At 45.3% G+C, this 15201-nt stretch carries 14 protein-coding genes; 2 read left to right on the forward strand and 12 right to left on the reverse strand.

The genetic code is table 11. The annotated features are described in order from the left end of the window. Position 1: 1 nt before the first annotated feature. The 10 genes from Bovatus_RS04520 to atpD all read right to left on the reverse strand — a co-directional run bounded on the left by Bovatus_RS04520 (position 2) and on the right by atpD (position 10883). A complete protein-coding gene (locus Bovatus_RS04520; protein ID WP_004295765.1) occupies positions 2-2599 on the reverse strand; it encodes a helix-turn-helix domain-containing protein in 2598 nt (865 codons plus the stop codon). Positions 2600-3361: 762 nt separating this feature from the next. Further along, positions 3362-4258 carry a F0F1 ATP synthase subunit gamma gene (locus Bovatus_RS04525; protein ID WP_004295762.1) on the reverse strand — a complete coding sequence of 299 codons (897 nt, stop codon included), beginning with the start codon at positions 4256-4258 and terminating at the stop codon, positions 3362-3364. 81 nt (positions 4259-4339) lie between these two features. Beyond that, the gene (gene atpA, locus Bovatus_RS04530) at positions 4340-5923 is read right to left on the reverse strand and encodes a F0F1 ATP synthase subunit alpha (protein WP_004295761.1); all 1584 of its coding nucleotides are present in this window, start codon (positions 5921-5923) and stop codon (positions 4340-4342) included. After that, the gene (locus tag Bovatus_RS04535) at positions 5923-6483 is read right to left on the reverse strand and encodes a F0F1 ATP synthase subunit delta (protein WP_004295760.1); all 561 of its coding nucleotides are present in this window, start codon (positions 6481-6483) and stop codon (positions 5923-5925) included. Before Bovatus_RS04535 ends, atpA begins: the two co-directional genes overlap by 1 nt. A gap of 5 nt (positions 6484-6488) precedes the next feature. Next, the gene (atpF, locus tag Bovatus_RS04540) at positions 6489-6992 is read right to left on the reverse strand and encodes a F0F1 ATP synthase subunit B (protein WP_004295759.1); all 504 of its coding nucleotides are present in this window, start codon (positions 6990-6992) and stop codon (positions 6489-6491) included. Between the two features lie 102 nt (positions 6993-7094). Continuing rightward, entirely contained in the window at positions 7095-7352 is a 258-nt protein-coding gene (gene atpE, locus Bovatus_RS04545; protein ID WP_004295758.1) for an ATP synthase F0 subunit C, read from the reverse strand. Between the two features lie 108 nt (positions 7353-7460). Beyond that, complete coding sequence (gene atpB / locus Bovatus_RS04550) at positions 7461-8603, reverse strand: F0F1 ATP synthase subunit A (protein WP_004318095.1); 1143 nt, start codon at positions 8601-8603, stop codon at positions 7461-7463. Next, positions 8587-9021, reverse strand: coding sequence for a hypothetical protein (locus tag Bovatus_RS04555; RefSeq protein WP_004303466.1), 435 nt, complete (start codon positions 9019-9021; stop codon positions 8587-8589). Before Bovatus_RS04555 ends, atpB begins: the two co-directional genes overlap by 17 nt. Positions 9022-9104: 83 nt before the next feature. Beyond that, a complete protein-coding gene (gene atpC, locus Bovatus_RS04560; protein ID WP_004303467.1) occupies positions 9105-9350 on the reverse strand; it encodes an ATP synthase F1 subunit epsilon in 246 nt (81 codons plus the stop codon). A 12-nt stretch (positions 9351-9362) separates the two neighbouring features. Next, positions 9363-10883 (reverse strand): F0F1 ATP synthase subunit beta, encoded by a 1521-nt coding sequence (atpD, locus tag Bovatus_RS04565; RefSeq protein WP_004295754.1) that lies wholly within the window; start codon positions 10881-10883, stop codon positions 9363-9365. A 676-nt stretch (positions 10884-11559) separates the two neighbouring features. Between atpD and purT the strand changes: the two genes are divergently transcribed. Then, the gene (gene purT / locus Bovatus_RS04570) at positions 11560-12726 is read left to right on the forward strand and encodes a formate-dependent phosphoribosylglycinamide formyltransferase (protein WP_004318094.1); all 1167 of its coding nucleotides are present in this window, start codon (positions 11560-11562) and stop codon (positions 12724-12726) included. A 21-nt stretch (positions 12727-12747) separates the two neighbouring features. Then, positions 12748-13218: a GNAT family N-acetyltransferase gene (locus tag Bovatus_RS04575; protein ID WP_004295751.1), complete on the forward strand. Its 471-nt coding sequence runs from the start codon at positions 12748-12750 to the stop codon at positions 13216-13218. Positions 13219-13370: 152 nt separating this feature from the next. On the opposite strand, the gene Bovatus_RS04580 is transcribed toward Bovatus_RS04575, so the two are convergent. Next, positions 13371-14522, reverse strand: coding sequence for an acyltransferase family protein (locus Bovatus_RS04580; protein ID WP_004295750.1), 1152 nt, complete (start codon positions 14520-14522; stop codon positions 13371-13373). 97 nt (positions 14523-14619) lie between these two features. Then, entirely contained in the window at positions 14620-15183 is a 564-nt protein-coding gene (locus tag Bovatus_RS04585) for a Crp/Fnr family transcriptional regulator (protein ID WP_004295749.1), read from the reverse strand. Positions 15184-15201: the final 18 nt, after the last annotated feature.

Raw genomic sequence — 15201 nt, forward strand, 5'->3', positions numbered from 1 at the left:
ATTAATGCCCGGAAACAGCCAATACAAACTTGATATCAGCATAGGAGACAGCGTCTCCTAATGCTACCTTTATAGCGAATATTCCCATGTATTCATGTTCATCCAAATACTTGCGAATCTTCGCTATATTTTCAGCTTTCACCACCTGCTCCACTTTGATCTTTCCCGAACGGACATAATGCTCCAGATGTCCGGCAATGGTTCCGGATACCAAATCACGAGCCTTGGCTATTTCATCTATATTCATTCCCTGACGGAACATTTCATAGCTAACCAACTTCGTATCTTTCTTCGCCTCCTTCTTTTTCTCCTTCTCCGCCTCTTTCTCCTGTTTCTCTGCCTCTTTCTGCAGCTTCGTCTTTCGTTGCCTTACTGTATCATCGCTATTACCGGAGGAGATTAACATATCCGTTATCTCCGGCCTCTCCAATTGATTCTCCGCCATATACTTGCGGATAATACCCAGAATCTCAAGCCCGTATCTCTCTACTCCTTTCGCTCCAAAATAAGGTATCGCCTCCAAAGCTCTTGGACTATCCGGTAGCAGATTCACAATTCCCATCAATGCTTTCTGTTGCATAATCACATAAGCAGGAACATTCATCTCCCTTGTTTTGGCTGTTCTCCATTCAGACAGGGCACGATAAAGCTCCGGATGCAGAATATCCGTAGGAACTTCCACCTTTACCTTTTCAGCACTGCGTGTACGATCTTTCCGTTCCTTACGTTCTTTCTTCTCCTTCAAAGCCTTCGAAGAACCGGAGGACGTAGAATCATCTTCAAGGCTCAACATTACTTTAGCCTTCAACTTCAAATAATCCGTGATAGCAAACTTCCCTCTTGTAGACACAGCTTCCAACAAAGACTCTTTAATCCACAACGCATCATCCAGCGCCTGCATACGCTCTGCCAACAGCTTTCTCAACTCTTTATTATCAAGAGGCATATTAGTCTTATCATACAAAGCCCGAACCGGTTCCAACTCCTTATGAAAATATCCGGCACCGGAACGAATCCGTTCCTGCAACTCCTCATTCGCCGCATAATCCTCACTCTCATGTATCAACCGGGTATACTGATTGCGGAAACGTTGAGACACCTCCACAATCTTCTCTTTAACATGGGGAGCCAACGCCTTATATTCAGCCAACTGCTTCGGAAAGAGCTTATACAAATCCTCATCCATAAGACGAAGCAACCGTTTATAAGCCTGATCGATCGAATAGAAATTAAACAAATCACTCAACAAATCAAAGAAATACGCCTTTTGCATATCATTCAACTGCTGGCTGCCCGGCTTATTCTGCTCCACCGCTTTGGTGAAATTATCCACCGTAGCATCACTTATTATGGCTTCCCTGCGCAAAGGAGACTCCAACACCATACCCTCCAGCGTCTTGCAACGACTCAAAGCCACGTAAGTTTGTCCATGTGCAAAGGAATTCCGTGCATCAATAATAGCACGTTCAAACGTCAAACCCTGACTCTTATGTATCGTAATAGCCCACGCCAAACGAATAGGATACTGGCGGAACGTCCCCTCTATCACTTCAGTGATCTCCTTCGTCTCCTCATTCAACACATACTTATAATTCCCCCACTCTTCCGGCAACAACTGAAATTCGGATCTATCCCCTTTACCACGCACCACAATACCCGTTTCATTAACCGCTACCACCTCACCAATCATACCGTTATAATACCGTTTCTCGGACGATGGATCATTCTTCAGGAACATTATCTGTGCTCCCTCCTTAATTGTCAGAAGTTTATCCGCAGGATACGAATATTCAGGAAAATCCCCCTCTATCTCGGCACTAAAATGATACGCCTTGCCGGGCAACGATGCCAGTTCGCAATCATTAACCCTCTGTGCCTGATTATTATGTGTCGTCAGACGAATATATCCCTCTTCTTTCTGCGGCTGAAAGCCGGGCTGATAACGACGGTTCAGTTCATTCAACACTTCATCATCCGCCTTATTCTCCCGAATTTTATTTAATAAAGAAAGGAAGAACGTATCACTCTGACGATATACTTTCTTGAGTTCAATCGTCATATATGCCGTTTCTTTCAATGCATGACTTGCAAAGAAATAAGGAGTCTCATAATGCTTTCTCAACAACTCCCACTCATTGTCTTTCACGACAGGCGCCAGCTGTTGCAAATCTCCAATCATCAACAGTTGCACCCCACCAAAAGGTTTCTCCCTATCGCGATACCTCCGCAGAGTTGCATCCACCGCATCCAACAAATCAGCACGCACCATACTGATCTCATCAATAACCAGCAAATCCATACTACGGATGATATTCCGCTTTTCTTTACTATAACGATAATGTGTCTGGGAAGAATTAAAGGTTGTTTCGGGCACAAAAGGAGCAAAAGACAACTGAAAGAAAGAATGAATCGTTACGCCTCCCGCATTGATAGCTGCAATCCCTGTCGGAGCCAATATGACCATGCGTTTGGGCGTATGTTCTTTCAATCGTCTAAGAAATGTCGTTTTCCCGGTTCCAGCTTTTCCGGTAAGAAATAAATGGGTGCCTGTATTTTCAATGAACTGCCAAGCAAGCTGCAGTTCCGGATTATTTTCCATGCTTTTCCAATTTTCGGTAAAGTTACTGAATATTCTTTTTCTTTCGTCTTGATACGAAAGAAAAAGAACCAAAAAGAAAGAATCAAGGCTGCGTTTTTCCGGCTACTCCGGTGCTTCCTCCGGCTAAAGGGCAGAAACTCGCTACGCTCAAACAGTCTGCCCTTTTTAACGCCGGAGAAACCACCTGCGCTTGACGCCGGAAAAACGAGGCCGGAAGACCTGCGGGTGGAAGCCTTACAATGTGGGAAGCTTTATTATTAAAAAACTCACCATATAAAAAGAGGACATAGAATAAAAGGCTAATAGAATGATAACCGATGTAGCCTATGTAGTATAAAGAGACTTATGAAAGGTTTATACCCCTTATAAAAAAGCTTTGCTATATAAAAGTCGCAGACGTTATACGACTCAATATAGCAAAGCAGAACAATATATAATAAAACTATTAACGATATAACAGCAACTCACCAAAGCAATATCAGACATATCGCACGGCTCCCCCCACAACCCTATCCAGAACAGCTTCCCCACAAACCTACTCTACAACATTCAAGCAGCAACACCCACCCCGCCAGGTTCCCCGGCCTACTTTTTTCTCCGTCAGGCGAGCGCCCATAACGGAGCGTTAAGAAGGGCAGACTGTTTGAGCGTAGCGAGTTTCTGCCCTTTAGCGAAGTGAAGGAAGCGAGTAGGAGAAAAAAGTCAGCCTTGAATTTTTCTTTGCTTCTTTCTTTTGTTTCAAGACAAAAGAAAGATGATTAATTACTTCATGGATCCCCCTACAATATCCAGCAATTCGTTTGTAATCGCCTGCTGACGACTCTTATTGTACTGCTTCGTCAAATCCTGGATCAGCTCGTTTGCGTTGTCCGTAGCCACTTGCATAGCCAACGTACGTGCAGCATGTTCCGAAGCATTGGAGTCAACAGCGGCAGTAAAAATCTTCTGGCTCAATACAGTGGGGATTAAGCTCGCGATTAATTCCTCTGCGTTCGGTTCGATGATATAATCATTGGCAATCTCGTTCTCCTGTACCTCCTCTTCATTCTCTCTGTCCTCTTCACTTACGACGTTCGTCAGATTAATGGGGAGATACGTCTCACGAAGAAGAATCTGTACCCCCATTGATTTGAAGTGATGATAGATTATTTCCACCCGGTCCACTTCGCCTGCTACATACAGATCCATCAGTCGGTGAGCCAGTTCGGCAGCCTCCTGATACGTTGGTTTGTCGGAGAGCGTTGAAGAAACCTCCTGCGGTTTGAAACCCATCCGTTTGGCCGCTTCATCCACCTTCTTGCCTACCGGGAATATCAAGATATTATCCTGTCCTAAAGTACGGAATTCCCCGATAGTCTGCATCATCATTTTGATGACATTGGCGTTGAAAGCACCACAAAGAGAAGTGTTCGAAGAAAAAACAACGATTGCTACACGCTTCACTTCACGCTCCTGCACATAAGGAGATTCGATAGGCAGGTCCGCACTTAGGAAGTTAGTCAGAATCTTGTTCAACTTCTTCTGATAAGGCAGCATATTCTCAATGGCTCCTTGTGCCTTGTGTAATTTGGCAGAAGCCACCATTTTCATTGCTGAAGTGATTTTTCGGGTACTCTTGACCGAATTTATTCTGGTTTTTACTTCTTTCAGTGAAGCCATAGTGATAATTAAAAATTAATAATTAAAAATTAAAGGGCGATCTGATTTATAAAAAAGCCAATCAGATAAATCAATGACCGATTAGATAAATTGTTTAGTGACCATGGCGGCAGTCTCTTCGATAGCCTTAATCACATTATCATCAATCACACCCGTTTTCAATACATCCAATACATCCTCCTGATGATTCAGTTGCAGCGATTCGATGAAGCTACGTTCAAAGTCCTGCACCTTATCCAGAGGAACATCGTGGAGCAGTCCGTGTGTACCACAGTAGAGAATAGCAATCTGCTGTTCTACGGGCATCGGGCTGTATTGAGGCTGAATCAACAGCTGGCCGTTCTTACGTCCCTTGTCAATCGTCAATGCGGTAATCGGGTCCATGTCGCTACTGAACTTGGAGAACGCTTCCAGTTCACGATACTGTGCCTGGTCGATCTTCAATGTTCCCGCCACTTTCTTCATAGCCTTAATCTGCGCGTTACCACCTACACGGGATACAGAGATACCGACGTTGATAGCCGGACGCGTACCCTGGTTGAACAAGTCAGTTTCAAGGAATATCTGTCCGTCGGTGATAGAAATCACGTTCGTCGGGATATAAGCCGATACGTCACCAGCCTGCGTTTCGATGATAGGCAATGCCGTGAGCGAACCACCGCCTTTGACAATTCCCTTCAGACTTTCCGGAAGATCGTTCATTTCGCGAGCCACTTCCTCCTGACTGATAATCTTGGCAGCACGTTCCAACAGACGGGAGTGCAGATAGAAGATATCACCCGGATAAGCCTCACGACCTGATGGACGGCGAAGAATCAGAGAAACCTCACGATAAGCTACCGCCTGCTTGGAAAGGTCATCATAAACCACCAACGCATGACGACCGGTATCACGGAAATACTCGCCAATGGCAGCACCCGCAAAAGGAGCGTAATACTGCAATGCAGCCGGATCACCAGCCGTAGCAGCCACCACAATCGTGTAGTCCAGTGCTCCGTACTCACGAAGCGTATTAACGATAGAAGCAACGGTAGAACCCTTCTGACCGATAGCCACATAAATACAATATACAGGATCACCTGCCAGGAAGTTACTGCGCTGGTTGATAATCGTATCAATAGCGATGGCAGTCTTTCCCGTCTGGCGGTCGCCGATAATCAACTCACGCTGTCCGCGACCGATAGGAATCATGGCGTCTACCGCCTTCAATCCCGTCTGCAACGGTTGGTTCACAGGCTGACGGTAGATTACCCCCGGAGCTTTCCGTTCCAATGGCATATCATACAGTTCGCCACCAACCAGCCCCTTGCCGTCGAGCGGTTCGCCCAGCGGGTCGATCACACGTCCCAGCATGCCCTCTCCTACACGGATGGAGGCGATACGTTTGGTACGCTTCACGACGAATCCCTCTTTGATCTTGTCCGTCGGACCCAACAGCACAGCACCCACGTTGTCCTCTTCGAGGTTCATCACGATTGCTTTGATACCATTGTCAAACTCCAGCAATTCATTGGCTTCGGCATTTCGCAATCCATAGATACGCACTACGCCGTCGCTCACCTGGAGCACCGTACCGATTTCGTCAAGTTGCACATTGGCGTTGATTCCTTCGAGCTGCTTGCGCAATATATCAGATACTTCGCTTACTTTTATATTTTCAGACATTATACAATTCTCCTATTCTTATCAATAAATTGTTGTTTCACTCGCTTCAACTGCGTGGCAACGCTTGCATCCAGTCGGTAGTCGTTGACATCGAAGATAAATCCGCCTTCGATCGAAGGATCTATCACCGTTTCGAGTTCCATCTGGGCGTGCAAGATATGCTCTGCTGCGGAACGAATCCGGTTTTCCGTTTCCTTATTGACGGGAACGGCTGTAATGAGCTTACCCACTCCGATATGCTTCAGCTTCCGGTAGAGATCCAGATACATCAGGCTGATAAATTGCAGATAGCCTTCACGCCTGTTTCGCAGTACCAAAGTGATAAAACGGACAAACTCTCTGGTCGATTTTCCGTCACCGTCGGCAGCCGTGCAGACTAACGCCAACTTTTCCTTCGTTGTGATGACCGGATTATCAAGTGCTTCGCGCAAACCGGGCTGTTCACAAAAACTGTGCGACAGCGTCAGGAACTCCTGATATAACCTGTCCTCCAGACCTTTTTCCTGTGCATATTCAATGATGGCTTTTGCATAACGCATTGAGAGTATTCCGACTTCCATCTTCCTTAGTTCTTATTCGGGGTTAGTACTTCATCCAGCATACGGTCGATCATGCCCATCTGTGCTTCCTTGTCCTCAAGACTCTTGCGGAGCACTTTCTCGGCGATGTCCACAGAAAGCACGGCTACCTGGCGACGGATGTCGCGGATGGCTTCGTCTTTCTCTATCTGGATTTGTTGTTTCACCGCATCCAGTTCTTTTTGTGCGGCAATTTCGGCTTGTTTACGGGCCTCGTGAACAATCTTGTCACGTTCTTCCATTGCTTCCCTCAAGATGCGTCCTTGTTCTTTGTTGGCGGCAGCCACCAATGCGTCGCCTTCCTCTTTCAGTTTAGACAACTGGGCATTAGCCTCTCTCGCCACCTCCAAAGACTGGTCGATATAGGTCTTACGACCCTCCACCATCTTGATGATGACGGGAAAGCCGTATTTCGCCAATATCACGAACACAATCCCGAATGAGAGAAACATCCAGAACAGCAGGCCACTATCAGGTAATAGTAATGACATAATCTTTATTTACGATTTTACGATTTACAATTTACGATTTCGCGGCTGATCATGATTTGAAACATGGTTCACGCCTGCGAAATTCGCTTGTTATATACCTGATTAGAGGAAGAACACCAACAGACAAACTACTACCGCCAACAGAGCCACACCTTCAATCAAGGCGGCGGCGATAATCATGTTCATACGGATGTCCCCTGATGCTTCCGGCTGGCGTGCGATTGCCTCCATTGCCGAACCACCAATCTTACCAATACCCAAACCAGCTCCGATTACTGCAAGACCTGCACCGATAGCTGCACCTAATTTACTAACTCCTACTGCTGCTGCAGTGGCTTGTAACAATACTGATAGTAACATAATTTTCAGTTTTAAAATGGTTTATATTTTCTCTTGTTTATTATTTAATCATTCATTCCGCGCGTTTATTCCGTATTCTTTTTATCAACGTTTTCACCGCGTTTCATTTCAATTTTCTTCAGCTTTCACTTTGGCACCTTCCTGTGCCAGACCGATAAACACTGCCGACAACATCGTAAATACGTAAGCCTGGATGAAAGCAACCAACAACTCAAGCGCATTCATAAAGATGTTGAACAATACAGAAGCCACCGTCAGCGTGCCGTTCAGTGCAGGCCCCATGCTTGCCGAGATAAAGATCAGGCAGGTAAGCACCAGCATCGCCATGTGTCCCGCCAGCATATTGGCAAAAAGACGAATCATCAAAGCAAACGGTTTCGTAAAGATTCCGAAGAACTCGATGAATGGCATCATCGGTACAGGCACTTTCAGCCACCAAGGTACATCAGGCCAGAAAATATCCTTCCAGTAATGTTTCGAACCGAAGATATTCACTGCCAGGAACGTGCAGACTGCAAGCACCATAGTGATAGCGATATTTCCCGTCACGTTCGCACCTCCGGGGAAGAACGGAATCAATCCCATCATGTTATTGATAAAGATGAAAAAGAACGCTGTCAGCAGATACGGTGCAAACTTCCGGTAGTTGGGTCCTACACAACTCTTGATAATATCGTCGTTCACCATCATGATGAACATCTCCATGAATCCGATAAATCCTCCCGGCGCTTTCGCTCCTTGCGGACGTTTTCTGTACCAGTGTGACACGCTCAATACGATGATGAGCAACAACACGCTGTTGAACAGCAAAGCAAATGTCACTTTCGTGATGGAAATATCCCACGGGCGGACCTGTTCGCCTGCCGCATTATACTCTACCAGTTTGCCCTCGTACTTACTTCCTTCGGGAGCGATGGAAAGTCCTTCATAAGTCCCTCCATTCTCTTCGAGACGGGAAGAAAGGAACGTGTGCCAACCTGTAGTGCTACTATAAACAATAATAGGTAATGGTATAGTAATGTGCGTGTTACCCCACGTCGTAATATGCCATTCGTAGGAGTCGCCGATATGACCGAACACAATTTCTTTCACATCCACCGTGTTCTCCTGTTCCTCTTTCGGAGTAATCTCGTCCTGCGTCTGTTGTGACACCGCTTCCCCCTCCTGTTCCTGTGCAAGAACCGGCAAGCTGACTGCCGCCATGAGGCAGAACAGAATCAACGGAGCTACTATGTTATGCAACTGTTTCATTTTTCTTCTTATTTTTCTTTTTCCGTTTCTGATTCAACTCAAAAGAGAAGAAGAACCAGGTTTCGAATACCAGATATATCAAATAGAACAAGATAAACGTCAGCAGAAAGGCTCTGGCTTCTTCGCGAACGGCAAGACAATAAATCAATACCAGAATCAGCGAAAGAATCATTTTTATCATCTTCGTTGCCAGATACAACAGTAACATTCTCTGTGGAGCATGCCGACGGCAAGCGTCGAAAGCATAAATGCTAAACAGCCCGAAGAAGTAAAAATAGATCGGAATAAACGGATACCCTCCGAAATAATGCCCCGGCAAAGCGAAGTGTAGAATGACAGCTCCGAGTGCCCCGCTAATTACCGCAAATAAGGTATGCCACCAAATAAAATTCCGTTTAGTTTTACTAATATTCACCATGTTACTGTGTTTTTCTGTAAGATTATAACCTCGTTTTTTTCATTTTTTTAATGCTTAGTCTTTGTGCCGGTGAGGAGTTTCCGTCAGGAAACACAGGCAGAAACCGTACCGTCACTCATTTCGACAAAACCGCCCTGAATATCCATCGTGTGCTCTTCTCCGTCCATCGTCGTGTAACTCAACGTTCCCGCTTTCAACGACGAAACAATGGGCGCATGCCCGGGGAGAATAGAAAACGAACCGATCATTCCCGGCAATGTGACAATCTTCACATTTCCGTCGAATATGCTCTTTTCGGGCGATACTATACTCAAATGCAGTTCTTTCATCATGCTATCTTTTTATTTTTTTGCTGCCTGTTCCAGCAATTTCTTACCTTTCTCTATTGCCTCCTCAATGGTTCCGACATTCAAGAAAGCCTGTTCGGGAAGATAATCCACTTCTCCTTCCAGAATCATCTTGAATCCCTTGATGGTGTCTTCAATACCCACCATCACACCCGGAACGCCCGTAAACTGTTCAGCCACGGCAAACGGTTGTGAAAGGAAACGCTGCACACGGCGGGCGCGGTTCACTACCATCTTGTCTTCTTCCGAGAGTTCTTCCATACCGAGGATGGAGATAATATCTTGTAATTCCTTGTTACGTTGCAGAATTTGTTTCACTTGCTGCGCTACGTCGTAGTGTTCCTGGCCAACAATGTGCGGGTCGAGGATACGTGACGTAGAAGCCAACGGGTCTACCGCCGGATAAATACCCAGCTCCGTAATCTTACGGTCGAGCACGGTAGTTGCGTCCAAGTGGCTGAAAGTTGTTGCAGGAGCCGGGTCGGTCAAGTCATCGGCAGGCACATACACCGCCTGTACGGAGGTGATAGAACCTTTGCGGGTAGACGTGATACGTTCCTGCATCGCACCCATTTCCGTAGCCAACGTGGGCTGGTAACCAACAGCGGAGGGCATACGTCCCAAAAGGGCGGACACTTCTGAACCTGCTTGCGTGAAACGGAAGATATTATCAATAAAGAACAGAATATCGCGTTTCTCACCTTCTTTTCCTGCGTCGCGGAAAGATTCCGCCACCGTCAGTCCGGACAATGCCACAGAGGCACGTGCGCCCGGAGGCTCGTTCATCTGACCGAAAATCAGAGACACTTGCGATTTCTCCAGTTCGTTATAATCCACTTTCGAAAGATCCCAGTGACCTTTCTCCATTCCTTCTTTGAATGCTTCGCCGTAACGGATTACACCGGATTCAATCATTTCGCGCAGCAAGTCGTTACCTTCACGGGTACGTTCACCTACTCCGGCAAATACAGAGAATCCATTATGTTTCTTGGCGATATTATTGATAAGTTCCTGAATCAATACAGTCTTTCCTACACCGGCACCGCCGAACAAACCGATTTTACCACCTTTGGCATACGGTTCGAGCAGGTCGATCACTTTGATACCTGTGAAGAGCACCTCTTGCACAGTAGTCAAATCCTCAAACTTAGGGGGGTCGCGATGAATGGAATATGCACCTTTGCGGTCGAGTCCTTTCATACCGTCGATCGAATCACCGACTACGTTCATCAGTCGTCCTTTAATCTGTTCGCCAATCGGCATCGTGATCGGGCCTCCGGTGGGATACACTTTCATGCCTCTCTGAAGTCCGTCAGTACTGTCCATCGCTACGGTACGCACCGTATTTTCGCCGATATGTTGCTGAACTTCTACAACCAGTATTTTGCCGTTTGGCCTCTTTATCTCCAGTGCGTCGTGGATGCTTGGCAGCACCAATTCTGCATCCGTACCCTCAAAGTACACATCGACCACAGGGCCGATCACCTGCGAGATATGTCCGATAATCTGTGACATAAGCAATCTCTTTTATTTATATTATTCTTTTCTCTCCTTTTTGACTTTATAATATGAAAGGAATGCACATTTTTCGCGTTTTACCTATTTCATTATTATAATAAACAGTTGAGTTCAGTTTTTGTTCAACTATTTTCTATATCCCATAAACTTCTGTCCTTAGAAATAGTTAAAGAAACAACTGCGCAAATGTAGAAACAATTCCGTGTCGTTGTGCTTCCTTTTTCATAATTTGTCGTTCGATAACACTTATTAGACCTACAATGACTACAGATTGACCAATTCAGGCAAATTTCTGCTACAAATCAATAGCAAAACAAGTTTGGGGGCAATAATCTATCAATAAACTAAATTAACCCATCGAGTTTCCTATCTCTTTGTTAAAAATCAATGGATTAGCAAAAACAAGAAATAGTGGCAAAAACAACTAGTTTTGTGTTCGAACACAGAAAAGTCCGTATTTTCATGTTTTCCTTAAGAAAGTTTAAAGCCATATTTCCTGTTTTTCTCCTATCTATTCTATTCCTTATATATTCCGCATTTTTGCATTAAGATTCACATCCATCTTTATAAAGTTCCCAATTTGCATAAAAGAGCAATATAATAACGCCACATACAATTATTATCTCATTTTTTTGCTGTAATTTTGCACCACTAATATAAAACACTCAAAATGATGAAGAAAATACTGTTACTCGGTTCTGGCGAACTAGGAAAAGAATTTGTAATTTCAGCTCAACGTAAAGGCCAGCACATCATTGCTTGCGACTCCTATGCAGGAGCACCGGCTATGCAAGTGGCCGATGAATTTGAAGTATTCGACATGCTGAACGGTGAAGAGCTGGAACGCGTGGTGAAGAAACACCACCCGGACATTATCGTTCCGGAGATTGAAGCAATCCGTACAGAACGTTTATACGACTTCGAAAAAGAAGGCATTCAGGTAGTTCCCAGCGCTCGTGCTGTGAACTTCACCATGAACCGTAAAGCCATTCGCGACCTTGCCGCCCAAGAACTCGGACTGAAAACAGCCAAATACTTCTATGCCAAAACCCTGGAAGAACTGAAAGAAGCTGCCGACAAAATAGGTTTCCCTTGTGTCGTTAAACCGTTGATGTCTTCTTCCGGCAAAGGACAATCGCTCGTGAAGAGTGCCGACGAACTCGAACACGCCTGGGAATACGGATGCAGTGGCAGCCGTGGCGATATTCGCGAACTTATCATTGAAGAATTCATCAAGTTCGACAGCGAAATCACCCTGCTCACCGTTACCCAAAAAAACGGCCCTACCCTCTTCTGCCCTCCCATCGGACACGTGCAGAAAGGTGGCGACTACCGCGAAAGTTTCCAGCCTGCACACATTGATCCCGCCCATTTGAAAGAAGCGGAAGAGATGGCGGAGAAAGTAACCCGTGCCCTCACAGGTGCAGGACTTTGGGGAGTTGAGTTCTTCCTAAGCCATGATAATGGAGTCTATTTCTCCGAACTCTCTCCTCGTCCGCATGACACAGGTATGGTGACACTGGCGGGCACACAAAACCTGAATGAATTTGAATTGCATCTGCGTGCCGTACTCGGTCTGCCCATTCCCGGCATCAAACAAGAACGGATAGGCGCAAGCGCTGTGATCCTTTCCCCGATTGCCAGCCAGGAACGTCCTCAATATCGCGGACTAGAAGAAGTGACCAAAGAAGAAGATACTTATCTCCGCATTTTCGGCAAACCGTTTACACGTGTCAACCGCCGTATGGGTGTGGTACTTTGTTATGCTCCGCTTGATTCTGATTTGGATGCGTTGCGCGACAAGGCTAAGAGAATTGCAGAGAAAGTAGAAGTTCATTAATACAAGAAATTCAGAGATAAGATGAATAAAATCCGCCAAGTAAACCTGTCTGATATTCCAGCACTGCAAGAGCTATATCAGCATACAGTTCTGACTGTGAACCGAAAAGATTATACAGCCGAAGAAGTAGCAGATTGGGCTTCGTGCGGAGACGATACGTCACACTGGAATGAGCTTTTCGAAGAACAACATTATGTGGTTGCAGAAAATGAAGAAGGCGTGATTGTAGGCTTTGGCTCTGTAAACGATGACGGATATATGCACACGCTGTTCGTTCACAAGGACTTTCAGCATCAAGGTGTCGCAACATCTTTGTATAAGCATCTCGAAGCATATGCACGAGAAAGAGGTGCGAAAAGATTAACATCGGAAGTTAGCATCACGGCAAAACCATTTTTTGAAAAACAAGGTTTTCAGGTCGATGAAGAGCAAAAGCGGAAAGCTAATCAAATGTGTCTCACCAATTATAAGATGAGCAAGCAGCTCTGTTAATCACATCTAATCATTTCTAAGATGAAAACATAGAAGAAAGCTCATTTGCAGATAAAGAAAGTCTTATTTTATATAAGAAGAACTCCAGCTATGGTGACGGATAAAGTTACATTAGCTGGAGTTTTTCTTTTTAACTTCATGAAATGAAAACGTCATTTCTTACTCAAGAAACGTTTAGCCAAATATTTACGTATTGGTTCATCATACAGCTTCAAACACAGATAAGCAAGAATAATACTCAAAATAAAGACACACAAAGCTACGTGCCAGGTTTCACCTAACGTGTAGAGTTGATTCTCAATCAGCCATGCATAGAACAGATACATCAACGGATAATGTATCACATAAACCGGATAAGATATATCTCCCAAAAACTTACATATCTTTGTCGATTGCTTGTCCGTGGTGGTGCCCGACGCTCCTATCCACAGAATGATAGGGAAAGCCACAATCACGCAAAACGCTTCATAAACACCATTCATGCAAAGCGGCTCCAACCCTTCCAGATAAGGAACAGAGAACAGGGCAATCAGCGCAATAGTACATATCCAAAATGCACCTTTCACCTTCATAGGCTTGAAATTGCGCGACATAAGCATACCCAACGAAAAAGGGAAAAGCATACGCAAGGAACCGCCCAAAAAGTTAACCCCATCCAGCGTCCAGCCCACTCCTATGTTTCCATAAGTGGAGACATTAAAAACAGCAAACGCCGCCAACGCTACGCCCAGCAACACCACAAACACCGTCAGTGCCTTGTTGGACAAGCGGCGAATGAACAACGCATACAGGATATTGCCGATATACTCAAAAAACAATGACCAGCAAGGACCATTCAACGGAAACATCTCACCGTTGCCACGAACTTCGTACCCAACACCCGGCATGGCAGGAATGAAGAAGATCGTACAAAGCAGAGACAACATTATCATGGAGATAGCTATGTGCGTCCCGTCCCATTGCACACTCCCCTGAATACAGAACGTGATAGCACCGAGAACGGCACCCATAATGACCATCGGATGAAGACGTATCAATCGGCGTTTAAAGAAATCTTTCATGGTGAGACTTTTACCCCAACGGTCGTCGTAAGCATAACCGATCACAAAACCCGAAAGGATAAAAAAGAAATCCACGGCTAAATATCCGTGATTCAGAGTTTCAATAGCGCTATTACTGGCAAAAGCGAAGCCCTCGAATACGTGATACCATATCACCATAAGAGCCGCCACACCGCGAAGTCCGTCAAGAAGATCATAATGCGCCTTGGTGTCTGAAAAAGCTGAAGCAGAAATGTTCGACATTTGTTTTTCTATTAGTAAGTTAGTATTTTCAGAAGGCAAAGATACGGTTTGCGCTACGAAGTTTCTTTGCTCTAAAGCAAAAAAGCCCTGCTAATCGCTATTTTTTAGCACGTACCCGACTAAGGGTATAGATGGAAATGCCCAGAAAAGCAGCCACATATTTCAGCTTCACTCGGTTTATTAATCCGGGATAGCGACGGTTGAACTGTTCGTAGCGTTCTTTGGGCGAAAGTTGGAGGCGCTCCACAAACATGTGGCTAAGCTCCTTATTCACATTCTGATGCAGGATTCTTCCCCAGTTGGCTATGTCGATATATGTTTCGTAGAGGGCATTCAGCTTGTCGATGTGGATGACGTAGATTTTGCAATCGGAAAGCGTTTCAACGCTTTCTACCGATGGTTGCTGATAGTAGAGCGAATCCATGCCGAACGTGACGTCGCCCTCCTGACTGAACCACGTAGTGGTGTCCTCTCCGTTGTGGTGGAATACGGAACGGGCGATGCCCTCTTCAATGAAATATACCAGGCGGTCTGTGACGCCTGCCTGAACGATACGGGTATCTTTGGGATAATACCTTAATTCCATATTCGCCTGAAGCGCTTGAAGTGCTTCGTCGGAAACCGGATAGATTTGCCTGATTTTACGAATGATATTTTCCATTTGGGGGTAATGGCGTAT

The sequence above is a fragment of the Bacteroides ovatus genome (assembly GCF_001314995.1).
Taxonomy (GTDB): domain Bacteria; phylum Bacteroidota; class Bacteroidia; order Bacteroidales; family Bacteroidaceae; genus Bacteroides; species Bacteroides ovatus.

Coding starts and splice junctions, on each gene's coding strand:
- purT (WP_004318094.1), top strand. CDS start 11,560: ATGAAGAAAATACTGTTACTCGGTTCTGGCGAACTAGGAAAAGAATTT.
- atpE (WP_004295758.1), bottom strand. CDS start 7,352: ATGTTACTATCAGTATTGTTACAAGCCACTGCAGCAGCAGTAGGAGTT.
- atpC (WP_004303467.1), bottom strand. CDS start 9,350: ATGAAAGAACTGCATTTGAGTATAGTATCGCCCGAAAAGAGCATATTC.
- Bovatus_RS04555 (WP_004303466.1), bottom strand. CDS start 9,021: ATGGTGAATATTAGTAAAACTAAACGGAATTTTATTTGGTGGCATACC.
- Bovatus_RS04585 (WP_004295749.1), bottom strand. CDS start 15,183: ATGGAAAATATCATTCGTAAAATCAGGCAAATCTATCCGGTTTCCGAC.
- Bovatus_RS04525 (WP_004295762.1), bottom strand. CDS start 4,258: ATGGCTTCACTGAAAGAAGTAAAAACCAGAATAAATTCGGTCAAGAGT.
- atpD (WP_004295754.1), bottom strand. CDS start 10,883: ATGTCACAGATTATCGGACATATCTCGCAGGTGATCGGCCCTGTGGTC.
- atpA (WP_004295761.1), bottom strand. CDS start 5,923: ATGTCTGAAAATATAAAAGTAAGCGAAGTATCTGATATATTGCGCAAG.
- Bovatus_RS04575 (WP_004295751.1), top strand. CDS start 12,748: ATGAATAAAATCCGCCAAGTAAACCTGTCTGATATTCCAGCACTGCAA.
- atpF (WP_004295759.1), bottom strand. CDS start 6,992: ATGTCATTACTATTACCTGATAGTGGCCTGCTGTTCTGGATGTTTCTC.
- atpB (WP_004318095.1), bottom strand. CDS start 8,603: ATGAAACAGTTGCATAACATAGTAGCTCCGTTGATTCTGTTCTGCCTC.
- Bovatus_RS04535 (WP_004295760.1), bottom strand. CDS start 6,483: ATGGAAGTCGGAATACTCTCAATGCGTTATGCAAAAGCCATCATTGAA.
- Bovatus_RS04520 (WP_004295765.1), bottom strand. CDS start 2,599: ATGGAAAATAATCCGGAACTGCAGCTTGCTTGGCAGTTCATTGAAAAT.
- Bovatus_RS04580 (WP_004295750.1), bottom strand. CDS start 14,522: ATGTCGAACATTTCTGCTTCAGCTTTTTCAGACACCAAGGCGCATTAT.